We start from the raw sequence: 17,452 nt of genomic DNA, 5'->3' as shown, positions 1-17,452 counted from the left end.
AGGCTAATTAGGTTATTATCCGCCCCTCAAGATTTTTGTGGGGCGGTTGATTATCTTGACTGCCTTTTTGGAGAAAATTGAATGGCTCGTATTGCCGGTGTAAACATTCCGGATAACAAGCATGCTGTTATCTCTCTCACGTATATTTTTGGTATCGGTCGCCACACTGCTAAGAACATCTTAGCAACTGTAGGTATTACTGAGACTACAAAAATCCGTGAATTAGATGATGCTCAGCTTGATGCGATTCGTGCAGAAGTTGCTAAGGTTCCGACCGAAGGTGATTTACGTCGCGAAATTTCCATGAACATTAAACGTTTAATGGATTTAGGCTGCTACCGCGGTCTTCGTCATCGTCGCAGCTTGCCTGTTCGTGGACAACGCACCAAAACTAACGCACGTACCCGTAAAGGTCCGCGCAAACCGATTAAAAAGTAAGATTTCTGGAAGCTAAAAGATGGCTAAAGATACTCGCACACGCAAGAAGGTCACTCGTACCGTCTCTGAAGGTGTTGCACACATTCACGCGTCTTTTAATAACACCATTGTAACGATTACCGATCGTCAAGGTAATGCATTGGCTTGGGCTACCTCAGGTGGACAAGGCTTCCGTGGTTCACGTAAATCAACTCCGTTCGCTGCTCAGGTAGCTGCTGAAGTTGCTGGTAAAGCAGCTTTGGATTACGGTTTGAAAAACCTAGACGTCCTTGTAAAAGGTCCTGGTCCAGGTCGTGAGTCTGCGGTTCGTGCATTAGGCGCAGTGGGTTATAAGATTAACAGCATTACCGATGTGACACCAATTCCTCACAACGGTTGCCGTCCACCTAAAAAACGTCGCGTGTAAGGAGAAACATTCATGGCTCGTTATATTGGTCCAAAATGCAAACTCTCTCGCCGCGAAGGGACAGACCTGCAACTTAAATCAGGCGTTAAACCGTTTGATGTAAAAACCAAAAAACACAATAAAGCACCTGGTCAACATGGTCAGGCTCGTGGTGGTAAGCAATCTGAGTATTCACTACAATTACGTGAAAAACAAAAAGTACGTCGTATGTACGGTGTGTTAGAGCGTCAATTTAGTAACTACTATAAAGAAGCAGCTCGTGTTAAAGGCGCAACTGGTGAAAACTTGTTGAAATTGCTTGAAAGCCGTCTTGATAACGTAGTTTATCGCATGGGTTTTGGTTCTACACGTTCAGAAGCTCGTCAGTTGGTATCTCACCGTTCTATTACTTTAAATGGTCGTCGTGTAAACATTGCGTCTATTCAAGTAAAAGCGGGTGATGTAATTGCAGTGCATGAAGGTGCTAAACAACAATTGCGTATCAAAAACGCTATTGAATTAGCTGCTCAACGTGGTATCCCTGCTTGGATGGAAGTTGATCATTCTAAGTTGGAAGGTACGTTTAAAGCTGCACCAGATCGCTCTGATTTACCTGCTGAAATCAACGAAAGCTTGATTGTAGAATTGTATTCTAAATAATCCTTGAGGTAGCAATAAATGACGCGTACTGCAAACGAGTTTCTAACTCCGCAAGCGATCAAGGTCGAAGCGGTGAGCGGGACCTCGGCAAAAGTGATTCTTGAGCCTTTAGAGCGTGGTTTTGGCCATACTCTAGGTAATGCTTTACGTCGCATTCTATTGTCTTCTTTACCTGGCGCTGCTGTGGTTGAAGTTGAGATAGAAGGCGTCGAGCACGAGTACAGTACTTTAGAAGGCTTGCAGCAGGACATCGTCGAGCTCTTGCTGAACCTAAAAGGATTGTCTATTAAGCTGTTCGATCAAAATGAAGCATATTTAACATTAGAGAAGCAAGGTGCAGGTGACGTAACAGCAGCTGACCTTCGTTTACCTCATAATGTTGAAGTGGTTAACCCTGATCATTTAATCGGTACTTTGAGTTCTTCTGGTTCATTAAAAATGCGCCTTAAAGTAGCTCAAGGTCGTGGTTATGAGACATCTGACTCTCGTTTCCCAGAAGGTGAAACACGCCCAGTAGGTCGTTTACAGTTAGATGCTTCTTATAGCCCAATCAAGCGTGTTTCTTACACAGTAGAAAATGCTCGTGTAGAACAACGTACCGATCTTGATAAACTCGTAATCGATCTTGAGACTAATGGGACTGTTGATCCAGAAGAAGCTATCCGCAAAGCGGCAACAATCTTGCAACAACAAATTGCAATTTTTGTTGATCTTCAGAAAGATCAAACTCCTGTTGCTCAAGAACCTCGCGAAGAAGTTGACCCAATTTTGCTTCGTCCAGTAGATGATCTCGAGCTTACTGTTCGTTCTGCTAACTGTTTGAAGGCAGAAAATATTTACTACATTGGTGATCTTGTTCAACGTACTGAAGTTGAGTTGTTAAAAACTCCTAACTTAGGTAAAAAATCGTTAACAGAGATCAAAGATGTTTTGGCATCGAAAGGTTTACAACTCGGCATGCGTTTAGAGAACTGGCCACCAGCTAGTCTCCGTATGGATGACCGATTTGCCTATCGTAGCCGTTAATTAAGTAGGACTATCACCATGCGTCATCGTAATAGTGGTGTGAAATTAGGCCGTACAAGCAGCCACCGTAAGGCGTTGTTTCAAAACTTAACAAATGCTTTAGTAGAGCACGAGTTAATTAAGACAACTTTGCCTAAGGCGAAAGAACTTCGTCGTGTTGCTGAGCCTTTAATCACTTTGGCTAAAAACGATACTGTTGCAAACCGTCGTTTAGCGTTTGCTCGTACTCGTTCAGCAGCAACTGTTGGTAAATTATTTACCGTTCTTGGCCCTCGTTACAAAGAACGTAACGGCGGTTATCTTCGTGTTCTTAAAGCGGGCTTCCGTGCAGGTGATGCTGCACCGATGGCTTACGTTGAACTCGTTGACCGTGAAGTAAAATAATACTTCTACGTGTAGAACAGTCAGTTGTTCCAAAAAAGGCCGGTGTAATAACCGGCCTTTTTTATTGTTTAGCGTAGAGGTAGAAGCTTTATAGATTAATGAAGTTATTAATTTAGGTTTGAATAATCCTAACTATCTTAGATAGTCTCATTATTTTCATATTTATAAAGTATTATTAAAACATTAAAGAACCAAATATAACCTTAATTTAAAGGCTGAAATGAAAATTTTCAAACTTACATTTATTGTTTTAGGACTAATCCTCACTATGCAAACATTTGCTAATCCAACTTTCTCAAATGAACTATTAACAAAAGCTAAAAATGGTGATTCATCAGCGCAATTAGAATTAGCAGATGTTTATATCCATGGTTATGGGGTTGAGGAAGATGAAGCTCAAGCGGAAAGTTGGGCTATGAAGTCTGCTGAAAATGGGAATGTGAATGCTATGTATTGGCTGGGTGATGGATATGCAACATATGCAGGTTTAGTTGAAGATACAGATCCAATTGATGCCGAGGATCATTATAAAAAAGCTTTTATTTGGTTTGCAAAAGGGGCGGATCTTAATCACAGTGATTCTATGGTTGGTTTAGCTAGGCTATATCGTAATGGTGAAGGGGTTATAAAAAATATTGATCAGTCATTAGATTTACTTCAGAAATCTGCTGCTCAAGGAAGTAAAGAAGCTATGAGAGAAATTGAGTTTATGTATCAATATGGAATAGGCGTTGAAAAAAATTTAGATATCGCAAAACGTTGGGAAGATAAAGCAAACTCTCTTAAGAAAAAATAATTATAGCTTTTATTTGGTGTACAAATATTTAATCAAAAACCATTCGAGTGTTTAGAATATACGAGCGGTTCTTAATATTTTTGTTCCGTCTTAATATTATTCTTTAAATATTGTCTTTCAAGTGATTTAGATAAGCGCAAGAGTCTAATTATTGCCATCTTATCCTGTTATCTAGAACCTTTAATTAAACAAATCCAAGCAAAAATCTCAAGATTTTTCCCTTATGTTTCTTAAAAATGTCCCGAACTGATATGAAAAAGCCGATGAATGAATAAACTTGACATTGTGTATTGTCAAATTTGTGCTTTAATAAAGTCATGGTTTATACAGGGTATAAAAAAAATGGAAAAGCAAGTTGATGTATTAATTATTGGTGCAGGTATCTCTGGAATTGGGTTGGCTGTGCATCTTTCTAAAAACTGTCCACAACGTAACTTTGAGATTTTAGAGCGTCGTGATAGCTTTGGTGGGACTTGGGATTTGTTCCGTTACCCTGGTATTCGTTCTGATTCGGATATGTCGACTTTTGGTTTTAACTTCAAGCCATGGGCAAAAGACAAAGTGTTGGCTAGTGGTGCTGAAATCAAGGGCTATTTAAGTGATGTGATCAGTGAAAATCAGTTAAAAGATAAAATTCGCTTTGGCCATCGTGTTATTTCAGCAAACTATGATTCTACAAAGAAAAAATGGTTAGTTGAGATCGAAGATAACAATAAGAAAAAACAAAATTGGTCTGCAAATTTTGTCATCGGTTGTACCGGTTACTATAACTATGATCAGGGTTATGCACCTAAATTCCCGAAACAAGAAGATTTCAAAGGTCAGTTTATTCACCCACAACATTGGCCAGAAAATTTAGATTATACGGGTAAGAAAGTGGTGATCATTGGTAGTGGTGCAACTGCAATTACGCTTGTACCTTCAATGGTGAAAGGTGGAGCAGGGCATGTCACAATGTTACAGCGTTCACCAACTTATATTGCTACGGTTCCTTCAATTGACTTTATTTATGAGAAAACACGTAAATTTATGTCTGAGGAAACGGCGTATAAATTTACTCGTGCACGTAATATTGGTATGCAACGTGGTATTTATGCATTAGCTCAAAAATATCCGAAAACTGTACGTCGTTTATTGTTGAAAGGAATTGAATTACAGCTTAAAGGTAAAGTGGATATGAAACACTTTACGCCAAGCTACAACCCTTGGGATCAACGTTTATGTGTTGTGCCAGACGGTGATTTGTTCAAGGTATTACGTGAAGGTAAGGCAAGCGTTGAAACGGATCAAATTGAGAAGTTCACTGCGAATGGTATCCAATTAAAATCTGGAAAACATTTAGAAGCGGATATTGTGATCTCGGCAACTGGTTTAGAAATTCAGATTCTAGGTGGGGTGAAAGGTTCAATTGACGGTAAGCCAATGAACACATCTCAACATATGCTGTATCAAGGCGTGATGGTGAGTGATGTCCCTAACATGGCGATGATCATTGGTTATATCAATGCTTCATGGACATTAAAGGTTGATATTGCAGCTGATTATATCTGTCGCTTAATCAATCATATGGATAAAAATGGTTTTGATGAAGTGATTGCACATGCTGATCCTTTACAGCGTGAAAATGATACAATCATGGGTAAAATGTCTTCTGGTTATATCGCACGTGCAGCTGATGTAATGCCTAAACAAGGTAAACAAGCACCGTGGAAGATCACCAATAATTACCTAGCTGATCGTAAAGAACTGAAAGATGCTAAGTTTCATGACGGGGTTTTAGAATTTCATAAGCGTGGCGATCAAACAAATCGTAAGCCAAAATTAGTCTCATAAGTTTTTGCTTGAATGTTTTTAAACCCTATGCAGTTGCATAGGGTTTTTATTTGAGTGGCTATTTAAATATAAAAAATATCGCGTATATTGAGCGCAATAACATTTAAAACAGGGATGGCTGAGTGAAAAAGCTATTAATCTTGGGGATATTATTATTCAGTACATTTGTTTCTGCTGATGATGTAAAACAGAAAGAAGTTATTGCTCAAAAATTGGTATCTGTAGATGGAACCGAACAAGGTTTACAAAACACTGATAAAATGATTTTAGAGCAAATCCGAATGCGTTTGCCTAAAGATATACCTGAAAATTTTTACGTAGATTTGATTAAAAATTTAAACAGTGAACAGCGTAAGCAATTCATTATCCAACGTTATGTTGAAACATTCAGTCAACAGGAACTACAAGCCGCATTAACCTTTTATCAATCTACAGAAGGGAAAGCATGGGCTAAAAAAGCCAGTGAGATAGGAAGTGAAGTTGCACATTTCACTACGCAAAATGCACGCACTGCTTTAAATGTCACTATGCAGCAACATATTGATAATCCAACGGTAAAGCAACTAATGGCACGAATGAATCCAACGCCTACGCCAGCTCAAACAACTGAAAAATCTGAAACTAAATAAATAAAAAAGGATCGTGTAATTAAACACGATCCCTTTAACTTTCCAATTTATGTTTAAAGTGTACGAGAAATTAATTCTTTCATAATTTCATTTGTTCCCGCATAAATACGGTTAGCACGGTTATCGATGTAGGCACGTGCAATTGGATACTCCAACATATAACCATAGCCACCATGTAACTGTAAGCAATCATCTACAACTTTTGAGAACATATCTGAAATTTTGTATTTAGCTGCTGCTGCGGCATCTACACTTAAGCTTTCTTCGAGTTGTAATTCCATACAACGATCTAAATAAGTACGGCAGAAATCAATTTCAGTACGTAATTCAGCTAATTTAAACCGTGTATTTTGGAAGGTACTAATGGCTTTGCCAAATGCTTTACGATCTTTGGTGTATTGAACAGTATGCGCAAATGCTGCTTCTGCACCTGCTTGGCAAATAATCGCAACCAACATACGTTCCCAAGCCAGTTCTTTCATCAACATGATGAAACCCATACCTTCCATACCAAGTAGGTTTTCCTTAGGTACTCGTACGTTGTCAAAGAACAATTCGCAAGTATCTTGCCCTTTCATTCCGATTTTATTCAAAGGTTTACCTTTACTAAAACCAGCACGATCAGCTTCAACGATGATTAATGATAAATTTGCTGAGCCTTTTTCATTGTTGCCTGTTTTACAGACGACAATTGCCATGTCACAAAGGTAGCCATTGGTAATGAAGATTTTTGAACCATTAATGACATACTCATCGCCATCAAGCACAGCTGTAGTACGAACTGCTTGAAGATCTGAACCTGTACCCGGTTCAGTCATAGCAATCGCTGTAACTGTTTCACCTGTTGCCATTTTAGGCAGCCATTTTTGTTTTTGCTCTTTATTGCCAAAGTTGTTGATATAGTTGGCAACGATATCTGAGTGTAATGAGAAACCTGTACTTGAGTCCATTGCATAAGCTTGTTCTTCAATGAGAATCATACTGTACAAACGATCAACCCCAGAGCCACCATATTGTTCTGGCATGGTGGTGCAGAGCAAGCCAAGCTCACCCGCCTTGTTCCATAAGTCACGGTCAACATGCTGTTGTTTCTCATATTTCTCAATATTTGGAACAACTTCTTTTTCATAAAATTTACGTACAGTTTCACGAAATGCTTCATGCTCAGAAGTAAATAGCTTACGTGGGAGCATATTTGGAATTGGACGAATTGCACCTGATTGCATTTGTTATTTTTTCCCTAGAGTGTTGGATTTAAACATTCATTGCCACGATACAAGAAATTGAAAATAGTGAACAATGTGATCAATGCTCAATTTGATTGATGTATTTGGTCACTTGAGAAAAAACGCTGCGAAGTTAATGGGGGATCGAGTACACTATGACTATAAAATTGTTGCATAGTGGAACAAATAATGTCTGATGAAATAAGTTTGGAAGAACGTAAGGTCGTTTATCGCGCACGTCGTGGTTTAAAAGAAATTGATGTGTATTTCGATCCTTATGTTAAAAACTATTATTTAACCGCCGATGCTGATGAAAAGGCGCTATTTGCAGAGTTGGTTGATCAAGAAGATCCAGATTTATTGGATTGGTTTATGGAAGTGGGTGAGCCACCTCGTGCTGAGTTAAAAGATTTTATTTTAAAATTAAAACATTATGTTCATGGCTAATCGTGTTTTTGAGTTGCAATACAGTCGATTTTCGCTTGTATTGCAACTTTTTGTTTTTGTCACTGTTCTAATTTTAGCCTACCAATTGCTAGCTCTTTCATTTTGGCTGCTTAGCCTTGTTGTAATGGTTTTATTTTGGGTTCTATTGTTACGGCGTCCTTTAATAAAGCGTTTTGAGTATTTGGATCATCAGCATTGGTCATTTGAGTTTGTGGATACTTCTATCGCAATCCAAGGTCGAACAATCACTAAAATTATTGATCACCAAGCTTATATTACGATTTATTTTTCTGATACTCAGTACCAACCTTTAACGATTTGGTGGGATCAATTGTCAATTTCGCAGTGGAAAAACTTAAAATTATTAATAAAAATGCTTTAATTGTTGGACAATTCTACAACTGTATATAATTAATTATATGTTTATTTTCAATTTTTTATGTTTGTTTTACTTTGCGTTCATTTAAATTGTTAGATTAAATATTCTGAAATTTCGTGAAAATATAAATTGTCAGACAATCTGACCATCAACTTGTATTCATTTTCGTTAAAGTACAAATACCAACGTAAAGTGTGGTGGAGGTCCAAAGTAATGGAAATTCCAACATGGTCGTTTCTGGTGATTGCAATTGTTTTTGCAATTTTTATAGGAAGAGCAGGAACTTTACTCAAGGATTACTTTCAACAAAACTAAAAGATAAAGAGTTTCACGTTTTTACCAGTTAATAAGTAGCATGTGCTGAACCGTCGCAATGCTACTTTTTTTTGCCTAAAATTTTTGTATTTTCAACTCTCTGTCAATTCGCTTATCTGTGAATTGTGTCAGAATGCACATGTTAAATTAGAGCAATTACTCTTTAATTCAAGTATTGCATCTGATAAGGTACGTCTAAAAGGAAAAACAAATTAATTAGAGGACAGGAAGAATGTCTAAATTCCAAAAAATGGGACAGGGTGTGGCGGTTGCGTTACTCACAACATCAATATTATCAGGGTGTTCACAAATCATTAAAACAGGGGCTAATGTCGCATTAAGTTTTAGTGAAAATCATATTGTTCCACCAATTTTGGCGATGGATGACGCCGAAATGGTGTGTAATTCAGGTAATGCCTTAACTCCAGCGGTGATGTCAACCAAGGATATGGGTGCTGATCCAACACGTATGGCGGTGTTATTGTATACCTCAGCAGGTATTTGTGCTGAAAATAAAGCCTTAGAAGCGGAACTCCGCTATTTGCGTGCTTCGAAAGCAGGTCAAGTTTCTGAAGCTCAAGATGCTCGTATTGAACAAAAACGTTGGGCGGGGATTGCTGCTGAACGTCAATATGCAGGTTATCAACTTTTTGCAAATCGTTGGGAATCAAAATATAAATATAAATTGGGTGATTCATGCCCAACAATGCGCAATGATTTAGATCAGACAGTTTACCTTTTAGGGATGGTAAGTGGTCTGCAAGCGATGACCAATGATATTAACTCTGGTGGCGCGATTAATGTCCCGAAAGATATTGCGGGTATTGTTGAGCGTGGCATGACCTGTTTGGATAATGAAAAATTCTGGGGCGCGCCGATGGCGACGCGAGCAGTGATTTGGACTTTATTACCAGGTGCGGGTGACGGTAAACCTGAACCTTATGCAACCATGAAAGAATCAATGCAAATTGGCGAGAAAAAAGGTGTTCGTTTATCACATGCATTATATGCAGTTGCTGCACAAGCAAGTGGCGATGATGCCAAACTGCGTGATGCTTTCCGTTCTTATGCTGCTGCAACTGGTGAAGACAAACCAGTAAATCCTCAATTTAGATTGATCGATAAGATGGCTGGTTTGATGGTCCGTGGTATAGCTGATCGTTATTGGACTGAAAATACAGGTGTACGTTCTGGTGATGAAGGTTTGACTTCTTTCTGGGACGATAAGAAAGAAAGTTCATCTGAATTGGATGCTTTATTTGATGATGGAGATGGCGCATCAGCACCAGCAGAGTAAACTTGAATTAAACGACCTTTTACAAGTGAAACATTTAAACTGGTAAAAGGTCAGTTTTTTCATGGGGTGGTAATGGATGAAAGATCACGTATGGATACCGAAAGTTATTTTAATCGCTGCATGTGTTTCTATATCAGCGTGCTTGCAAGTATTTGCAGATCACTTCATTTATTGGAAACCTAGTTTATTCGCTGAGTTTTGGCGTTTATGGACTGCACATTGGGTTCATGTTGGATGGATGCATTTTTTCTTAAATATGCTGGCATTTGCGTGTTTACCTTTTATTTTTCCTCATGCTCGTAATTGGCACTTATGTGTTCTGCTTTTAATCCTTCCTCCGTTTATTAGTCTTATCTTTTATTTCTACTTACCTTATATCGATGCATATGCTGGTCTTTCTGGCGTGCTGCATGGATTATATGTTGCTGTTGGTCTCGTGTATCTGAAATATCCTAAAGAAAGAAAATTTGCCTTATTGGTCTTGTTGCTGATCTCAGCAAAATTAATATGGGAAAATACTTTTGGCCAGACGGGTACTGCACAGTTAATTGGTAGTCCTGTTTTGACAGAAGCTCATTTGATTGGTGCGATTGGTGGTTTGTTCTGTGGGTTAGGCTATTCATTGTTAAGAAGGATAGAGAGAGAACATATAAGTTGATAAAAAAAACCAACAAAAAAATGATTGTAGTCATTCTTTTTTGGGAAAGATTGCTGCAAATTTAGGCGGTTAAAAGGGATTGGTTACGAAGAGGGTAAATTCACTTATCTATCAACCATGGACATCGCATGACTCAACATCTTTGGATGGGTGTTGATAACAATAAACTGGAATATACATGCAAAATGATCAAGAGAAAAAGTCTGGATTAGCCCGACTGGGTTATATCTGGAATGATTGGATATCAACATTCATCATTCTTGCTTTGTTGCTAATGACTTTGCTTATTGGTACTGGCGAGATGATTCACGGTCAAATGCTCCGTATGGGGGAGCGTTTGTATGGTGATGAAAAAATAGGAATGCAGTATTCGTTTTTACGAGCTGAACCTGAAAAACCATCTTGTGATCGACATCCTAATATTGAAGCGCAAGTTCAAGAGCAGATGAAAGCAAATGCTGCTGATGAGTTTGCAAGTATGTTTGGTACAGCATCTGAATCAGATGTACGCGCTTCTTTATTAGCTGCACAACAACAGTGTGAAGAAAAATATCAGTTCTATGATAAAGCAATGAAGCACTTGGAAGCTCATCCAAGTATTCGTACTTATCGTCAAGTTGAAACCACATTCTTCGGTATTTTTAAGTTAGGTTCTGAAAACCAGACTGTACTTTTACTGATTATGGTGTTGTTTACATCTATCACAGCTTCTTTACGCTATCACCACATTGGTTTACGTGCACCTAAAACGAAGATGGACTATCGTGTCTATTCAGCATATATGGTTGTAGGTAATGCTCTACTGAGTTTATCGACAATTAGTCAATATAACTCGTTGCTGAATTCTGGCGTAGAATTGACTACGAAGACATTGGCGATTTCATGGTTATGGATAGCACTCTTTGTCTCTTTAACTGTAATCAGCTTAGTGCAATTATTTTTAATTCCTAAAACAGCGCAACCTAAAGGTAATTTTGGTTTGGCGGTGCTGAGCGTACCATTGTATGCACAGATGTCACTGATCACGGGGATAATCTTTACTTTCTTCATGGATTATCCAATGGGGCAAGGGATCTACTTGGGAATTATTGTTGAGTTCTCTGGTATTTTCTTAAACCTTGCATTGTTTATTTGGGCAGGTATGTTACTGACCCAAACGCGTGTGATGGATTTATTCTTAAATATCCTGCGTCCGTGGAATCTAGCACCTGAAACTTTAACTTGGTTAATCTTAATTGCAGCGGCAATTCCAACAGCATATACAGGCGCTTCTGGTATTTTCGTTATTGCCGCAGGTGCAATCATTTATAAAGAGGTTTGGAACTCTGGTGCGCGCCGTCAATATGCATTAGCTGTATCTGCAATGTCGGGTTCTTTAGGTGTGGTGATTCGTCCATGCTTACTTGTAATTTTGATTTCAATGCTAGATAGCCGCCATGTAACGTCTACAGAATTATTTGATCATGGTATCTATGTTTTCTGGTTAACTGCATTTATTTTTCTTGGCGTTTCATTGATTCTTGCTGAAGAAAAGTTCCGTGTTGCTTCACCAAAAGTTGCTGTACCTGGAATGTTACGTGCATGTGTACCTGTGATTCCTTATGTAATCATTGGTTTTGCAGTTGTGATGTTCTATAAACTTGCGTTAGATACATCAATCAATGAATTTACAGCGCCAATGATTTTACCATTGGTGTTGATTGCAATGATTTTGTTTGACAAATTGTTTGCAGCAAAACTTGCACCAGCTCCAGTTATTGATGCAAAGCATGAGGCATTAGTTCTTGAACATGAACAGAAATCAGACTTCTTAAAAAGCCATGATCCTCATGGTGGTAAGAGTTTTGGTTTTGGTGGAGCATTACGTTTTGCAACTTCAGAAACAGTGGGTCATATCGGTGCCTTGATTCTACTGATGGCATTATCTGCGAGCGTTGGTGGTTTAATCGAGCGTGCTGAAGTGGTTGAGTTATTACCAACTCACTTGGATAATATCTATATTTCTCTTGCCTTTATTGCAATGTTACTTGCAATTATTGGTATGACTACAGATCCATTTGGTGCGGTAATCTTAGTTGCTGCGACAGTAGCGCCAGTTGCTTATGAGAACGGTATTCATCCGATTCACTTCTGGATGATCGTATTGGTTGCATTCGAATTTGGTTATGTAACACCACCTGTTGCCTTAAACCATTTGTTGACGCGACTCTCTGTCGGGGATGAAGAGGTATCAGCCGCTGATAAGGAAGCGAAAGAGAAATACACAAGTTTCTATTATCGTTATGAGCGTTGGTTATTACCGATTATCGTATTGTTCTCATCTTTAGTGTTGGTGACCTATGCACCATATATCTTCCAAATGTTTGGTTGGTATAAACACTAAGTGTTGAAATAAAAAAAGCACCTTCGGGTGCTTTTTTATTTCAAAGATTTAAAATGCTTTGGACATCATCAATGTTGATAAGTTATTTTTAAAGATCAAATATTTTAGCGTTGAATCATTTTCTTTTGACGTTGAGTCAATGGACTGCATAATAAAATTGCCAGCAAAATAATACAAAACCCAATCACACTGTATAAATCTGGCACTTCATTCCACAGCAAAAAGCCCCAAATACCCGCAAAGATAATCGCCATATAGTTGACTGGTGCGATCTGCCCAGCAGGAGCAAGTTGATAAGCATGAGACATAAAAATTTGGCTGACATTTGCCAGTATCCCTGCGCCAATCAAAAATAATAATTCTTTTACATGATAGGTTCGCCATACCCAAAACATTGGAATCACAGAAAGTGCTGATCCTATCAAGCAGAAATAAAATACGATGCGTTCAGGTGGTTCAGTTTGAGTGAGTGCCCGAACAGTTACAAAAGCCATTGATGCAAGTAAGCTTGATGCAATACCAATCACCGAAATCCAGTTCAGTAGACCTTGATCGGGTTTAGCCACACAGAACACCCCAATAAAGCCGAGTCCCGCGGCACAAAGCATAGCAATGGTGATTTTTTCTTTTAGAAATAACCATGCAATAACTGGAATAAAAATAGGAGAGGAGTAGGTAAATACCATAGCATTGGATAATTTCAGGTGGGCAATCGCATAGAAAAAGCCATACATTGCAGCCAGTCCAACAATACTACGCCAACTATGCATCCATAGTTTTTCTGTTTTTACAAAGCCAATACCTTGTTTAAAAATAAAAGGCAGAAACAGGATAAGTCCGACCACGTTGCGGAAAAATACAATTGTATAGTTATCAACCGTATGTGATGCATAACGAATACAGATACCCATGATCGAAAAGAGAAGGGCCGAGGTTGTTAGGCAACCAATCGCAAGTAAAAGGTTACGATTAGTTTGAAGTGAATTCATATTAGACGCGAGGCTTTGAGACTAAAGTTATTCTATGCTTCTCAACGGATGAAAGAAATGTGCTTTTAAACTGGATTTTAGATTTGTTGAGTGACTTATATCTATCATACCGCAATCAGTGTAAATACAAACTTATGAGGGGCTGTATGAAAAATCGCGATTAGAAATATGAGATTGATATTTCAATGAGTAAAAAGCTTTAAACTGGATTAAAGCTTTTGTTGTTTTAAGATTTATGTTGTGCGGAGATTTGAGCCTCCAAAAGTTTAATTTGATCTTCTTTGAGCTGAAGTAAAGTATCAACATCGTTATTTTGTTGTTTCAAGTCACGCTGTTGGTCTTGCAGTTGCTGTTGAATATCATCTAGCTTTGCAATCTCTTCTTTGGCTAAACTGTCATTGCTAGGAAGTGGTGATTTGACAATTGACTCTTCGACTAATTGTATTGGTGCATCAACTTCACTGCTCGCCGTATTTATATCTGGACTAGCAGTTGTTTCTGCTTTGGATATAATTGTTTTTTCGGCAATTGGTTGTGTAGTTGTGCTTGTCGATTGCTGATCTTTTTGTGATAAAAACCATTGAATTGCAAGAAACAAAACCACAACAACGCTAATTCCACCAATTATCATCCATAATAATTTGGAATTTTGAGTTTGGTATGTGGACATCATTTTTAACCTTCTAGTCAAAATGACGAGGTTTGAATTGTATCACCCCAATTTCATCTGGCTCAGCGGTTTGTTGCTCTTCCACGTGGGTCGGGCGTTTTTCGCTATAAGCACATTCGATACATTCAATCCACTCGTCATCCACAGTGATGATCTTAACCACACGATCTAAGGCGCCACATTTAGGGCACTTTGCACCCGCGATGAACTGTCTTTTCATGTCAGTTAATTACCACCCTGTGAACAATAATGACGTAGTTTAAGCGGTTTTATTGGTGTTCGTCCAACCTTGATGGCGTAATAATGCATCTATTTTTGGTTCTCTTTTTCGGAAATTGCGAAATGCATCAATTGCAGTATCTTTTCCGCCAACTGCTAGAATAAACTTTCTAAACTCTTTGCCTGTCTCAGTGTTAAAAATACCTTCACTTTCGAAGCGATCGAAGGCATCACTCGCTAAAACCTCTGCCCATTTATAAGAGTAATAGCCTGCCGCATAACCGCCTGCAAAAATATGGCTGAAACTGTGCTGGAAACGGTTATAAGGTACCGCAGGAACCACGGCAAATTTATCGCGAATATCGTCCAATGTCGCTTGGATTTGCTGACTGTTTAAGGCAGGTGCCTGACGGTGAATGCTTAGGTCAAACAATGCAAATTCAATCTGACGCAAGGTTTGCATGCCTGATTGAAAGAAACGCGCATTGAGTAACGCAGACAGCAATTCTTGTGGCAAAGTTTGCTTGGTTTCAGTGTGTTCGCTGAGTACGTCTAAACTTTCATTATCCCATGCCCAGAATTCCATAAACTGGCTTGGTAATTCAACCGCATCCCAAGCCACGCCGTGTGTGCCTGCAACTGAGATGTTATCTACTTCGGTCAACATATGGTGTAAGCCATGTCCAAATTCATGGAATAAAGTAATGACTTCATCGTGAGTCAATAGTGCAGGTTGATCGCCAATCGGTGGGGTAAAGTTACACACCATATAGCAAATTGGTTTTTGTAGACCATTGGCCGTTTGCACACGAGAACGGAAACCACTCATCCATGCGCCACCGCGTTTGCCGTTACGGGCATATAAGTCAAAATAGAAACCACCAACCACTTGACCTTGATCTTCAATTTCAAAATAACGTACATCATTTTGCCAAACAGGGGCTTGGCGTTCGATGATTTGAATACCATAAAGACGTTGCACGATCTGGAATAAACCGTCCACCACTTTTGGCGCAGGGAAATACGGTTTAAGCGCTTCTTGGGACAAGTTGAATTGCTGCTGTTTCAACTTCTCAGAATAATAGGTTGCATCCCAAGGTTTGAGTTCCTCAATTCCATCTTGTTGTGCAATGCTTTTGAGTTCAGCAATTTCAGCAAGGGCTGGTGTGCGGGCATGTTCGGCCAAGTCGACCAAAAACTTATCGACGGTATCAACATCAGGTGCCATTTTGCTAGCCAATGAATATTCAGCAAAATTATTGAAGCCAAGCAGTTGAGCCATTTCTTGACGCAAGCTCAGAATTTCTTCCATCACAGGGGTATTATCGAACTCGGTTTTTTCTGATTGTTCTGAAGCACGAGTCACGTAGGCTTTGTAGAGTTCCTCTCTAAGTTCTCGATCATCGGCATAGGTCATAATCGCAAAATAAGCAGGGAAGTCGAGTGTGGCAACGGCTTGCTCAAGCTCACGTTGTTGGCCGTATTGCTTTAATAATTCAACACTACTTTGCGGTAAGCCTTTAAGTTGCGCTTCCGTTAACGGCTTGAAGTAGGCTTGGGTTGCATCGAGCACATGGTTCGAGAAGTCTGAAGATAACTGAGACAAACGCGCTGAAATTTCTGCATAACGTTTTTTCGCTTCGCCTTGGAGTGCAACACCCGACAGTTTAAAGTCACGTAGCGCCAGTTTAATCGCGCTTTGTTGTGCTTCGCTCAATGTTTGAAATACATTACTATCATGAATCTGCTGATAGGTTTGATACAGCGCTGTGTGTTGTCCCAACTGAGTGTAGTATTCACTTAAACTTGGTAACAGCGCTTGATAGACTTCACGGGTTTCCGAATTGTTCATGACTGCATTGAGATGTGACAAAATGCCCCACGATTCGCTCATGTTATTTTCAAGTTGATCAACTTCTGCCAAGGTTGCGAGTTGGACTTCAGAGCCTTGCGGAACTTCATTGAGTTGATTTAAGAAGTTCTGACCGTTTTGAATGGTTTGTTCGATCTGTTGTTTTAAATCGGCAAGTTGAATTTGATCAAATTGAGGAAGGGGAAGTGTCGCTTGTTGGAGTGTCATTCTATTTTTGCCATATTCATCTTTAAACATAGATATAGATGTAGGGCTTAATCGGAGAGAAATCAAGGTATGGGCAGTTGTTTTTTCGAATACTATGAATCTAAAATTTCTATGAATAATAAAAGGAAAAATGGCTTATGAGTTTATTGTTTAATGAATTTAAAAATATTTCTCTTAATCTGGAATTAGTTGAGTCATTCTATGATGAATTTTTAGAGCAAACATTAATTCGGATAGATTTTAAACTTATTACGCCTCATAAAATCTATTCTTATGAAAATCGTCCTAATTTGATTTTATGGAAGATTGCATTGGAATCATTATTAAAGAATCTTAAGCAATTAAATTTGGGTGAAGTGAATGAAATTTCTTTTTATCCTATAGATATGTATTTTATATTTGAAGTAGAGCGTTTTGACCCTCCAGATAACGACAGAATACAATGGTCTGTTAAATTTCCATCAGGCATATATTATGGAGAAGAAAAAGCAGGTTATGAAGAAGCAATAATTTTTAGAATTGATGACTCTCTTTTACAACAATTTATCAAAGATTTAGAGAGAGAATTAACTATCGTTTAAATAATGTGTTGAATTTTCTATCTTTCATATGAATTAAGAGCAAGCTCATCTATGAGC

Annotated in this window: 19 protein-coding genes; 14 read left to right on the top strand and 5 right to left on the bottom strand. The window is 38.6% G+C overall.

What is annotated here, in order from left to right; genetic code table 11:
* Window positions 1–81 precede the first annotated feature (81 nt).
* The 8 genes from rpsM to CDG59_RS05435 all read left to right on the top strand — a co-directional run bounded on the left by rpsM (window position 82) and on the right by CDG59_RS05435 (window position 6,151).
* Window positions 82–438 carry a 30S ribosomal protein S13 gene (gene rpsM, locus CDG59_RS05470; protein WP_000090816.1) on the top strand — a complete coding sequence of 119 codons (357 nt, stop codon included), beginning with the start codon at window positions 82–84 and terminating at the stop codon, window positions 436–438.
* Between the two features lie 19 nt (window positions 439–457).
* Entirely contained in the window at window positions 458–844 is a 387-nt protein-coding gene (rpsK, locus tag CDG59_RS05465) for a 30S ribosomal protein S11 (RefSeq protein ID WP_001040166.1), read from the top strand.
* 12 nt (window positions 845–856) lie between these two features.
* Complete coding sequence (gene rpsD / locus CDG59_RS05460) at window positions 857–1,483, top strand: 30S ribosomal protein S4 (RefSeq protein ID WP_004641035.1); 627 nt, start codon at window positions 857–859, stop codon at window positions 1,481–1,483.
* A gap of 18 nt (window positions 1,484–1,501) precedes the next feature.
* The gene (locus CDG59_RS05455; protein WP_004660372.1) at window positions 1,502–2,509 is read left to right on the top strand and encodes a DNA-directed RNA polymerase subunit alpha; all 1,008 of its coding nucleotides are present in this window, start codon (window positions 1,502–1,504) and stop codon (window positions 2,507–2,509) included.
* A gap of 18 nt (window positions 2,510–2,527) precedes the next feature.
* Window positions 2,528–2,893 (top strand): 50S ribosomal protein L17, encoded by a 366-nt coding sequence (gene rplQ / locus CDG59_RS05450; RefSeq protein ID WP_004641032.1) that lies wholly within the window; start codon window positions 2,528–2,530, stop codon window positions 2,891–2,893.
* Window positions 2,894–3,113: 220 nt separating this feature from the next.
* Complete coding sequence (locus CDG59_RS05445) at window positions 3,114–3,689, top strand: tetratricopeptide repeat protein (RefSeq protein WP_171294993.1); 576 nt, start codon at window positions 3,114–3,116, stop codon at window positions 3,687–3,689.
* 342 nt (window positions 3,690–4,031) lie between these two features.
* Complete coding sequence (locus CDG59_RS05440) at window positions 4,032–5,522, top strand: flavin-containing monooxygenase (RefSeq protein ID WP_087544083.1); 1,491 nt, start codon at window positions 4,032–4,034, stop codon at window positions 5,520–5,522.
* A 122-nt stretch (window positions 5,523–5,644) separates the two neighbouring features.
* Window positions 5,645–6,151, top strand: coding sequence for a DUF2059 domain-containing protein (locus CDG59_RS05435; protein ID WP_087544081.1), 507 nt, complete (start codon window positions 5,645–5,647; stop codon window positions 6,149–6,151).
* A gap of 53 nt (window positions 6,152–6,204) precedes the next feature.
* Here CDG59_RS05435 and CDG59_RS05430 read toward each other — a convergent pair whose 3' ends face one another.
* Complete coding sequence (locus CDG59_RS05430; protein ID WP_087544079.1) at window positions 6,205–7,377, bottom strand: acyl-CoA dehydrogenase family protein; 1,173 nt, start codon at window positions 7,375–7,377, stop codon at window positions 6,205–6,207.
* Between the two features lie 189 nt (window positions 7,378–7,566).
* On the opposite strand from CDG59_RS05430, the gene CDG59_RS05425 reads away from it, so the two are divergent.
* The 5 genes from CDG59_RS05425 to CDG59_RS05405 all read left to right on the top strand — a co-directional run bounded on the left by CDG59_RS05425 (window position 7,567) and on the right by CDG59_RS05405 (window position 12,856).
* Window positions 7,567–7,824: a succinate dehydrogenase assembly factor 2 gene (locus tag CDG59_RS05425; RefSeq protein ID WP_005156268.1), complete on the top strand. Its 258-nt coding sequence runs from the start codon at window positions 7,567–7,569 to the stop codon at window positions 7,822–7,824.
* Window positions 7,811–8,206 (top strand): hypothetical protein, encoded by a 396-nt coding sequence (locus CDG59_RS05420; protein ID WP_087544078.1) that lies wholly within the window; start codon window positions 7,811–7,813, stop codon window positions 8,204–8,206. The genes CDG59_RS05425 and CDG59_RS05420 overlap by 14 nt, the downstream gene beginning before the upstream one ends.
* Window positions 8,207–8,750: 544 nt before the next feature.
* Window positions 8,751–9,815, top strand: a complete 1,065-nt coding sequence (locus tag CDG59_RS05415; RefSeq protein ID WP_087544076.1) for a hypothetical protein — start codon at window positions 8,751–8,753, stop codon at window positions 9,813–9,815.
* A 76-nt stretch (window positions 9,816–9,891) separates the two neighbouring features.
* Window positions 9,892–10,473: a rhombosortase gene (gene rrtA, locus CDG59_RS05410; protein ID WP_087544074.1), complete on the top strand. Its 582-nt coding sequence runs from the start codon at window positions 9,892–9,894 to the stop codon at window positions 10,471–10,473.
* 178 nt (window positions 10,474–10,651) lie between these two features.
* Window positions 10,652–12,856, top strand: a complete 2,205-nt coding sequence (locus tag CDG59_RS05405; RefSeq protein WP_087544072.1) for a TRAP transporter large permease subunit — start codon at window positions 10,652–10,654, stop codon at window positions 12,854–12,856.
* Between the two features lie 104 nt (window positions 12,857–12,960).
* Here CDG59_RS05405 and CDG59_RS05400 read toward each other — a convergent pair whose 3' ends face one another.
* The 4 genes from CDG59_RS05400 to CDG59_RS05385 form a co-directional block, all read right to left on the bottom strand.
* The gene (locus tag CDG59_RS05400; RefSeq protein ID WP_087544070.1) at window positions 12,961–13,845 is read right to left on the bottom strand and encodes a DMT family transporter; all 885 of its coding nucleotides are present in this window, start codon (window positions 13,843–13,845) and stop codon (window positions 12,961–12,963) included.
* A gap of 226 nt (window positions 13,846–14,071) precedes the next feature.
* Window positions 14,072–14,518, bottom strand: a complete 447-nt coding sequence (locus tag CDG59_RS05395; RefSeq protein ID WP_087544069.1) for a hypothetical protein — start codon at window positions 14,516–14,518, stop codon at window positions 14,072–14,074.
* Window positions 14,519–14,528: 10 nt separating this feature from the next.
* Window positions 14,529–14,735 (bottom strand): YheV family putative metal-binding protein, encoded by a 207-nt coding sequence (locus tag CDG59_RS05390; protein WP_087536469.1) that lies wholly within the window; start codon window positions 14,733–14,735, stop codon window positions 14,529–14,531.
* A 39-nt stretch (window positions 14,736–14,774) separates the two neighbouring features.
* A complete protein-coding gene (locus tag CDG59_RS05385) occupies window positions 14,775–16,814 on the bottom strand; it encodes a M3 family metallopeptidase (protein WP_087544225.1) in 2,040 nt (679 codons plus the stop codon).
* Window positions 16,815–16,951: 137 nt separating this feature from the next.
* On the opposite strand from CDG59_RS05385, the gene CDG59_RS05380 reads away from it, so the two are divergent.
* Window positions 16,952–17,395, top strand: coding sequence for a hypothetical protein (locus CDG59_RS05380; RefSeq protein ID WP_087544067.1), 444 nt, complete (start codon window positions 16,952–16,954; stop codon window positions 17,393–17,395).
* The last annotated feature ends 57 nt before the right edge of the window (window positions 17,396–17,452 follow it).

Source organism: Acinetobacter sp. WCHA29 (assembly GCF_002165335.1).
GTDB lineage: Bacteria > Pseudomonadota > Gammaproteobacteria > Pseudomonadales > Moraxellaceae > Acinetobacter.
This window is presented reverse-complemented; position numbering and strand designations above follow the sequence as displayed.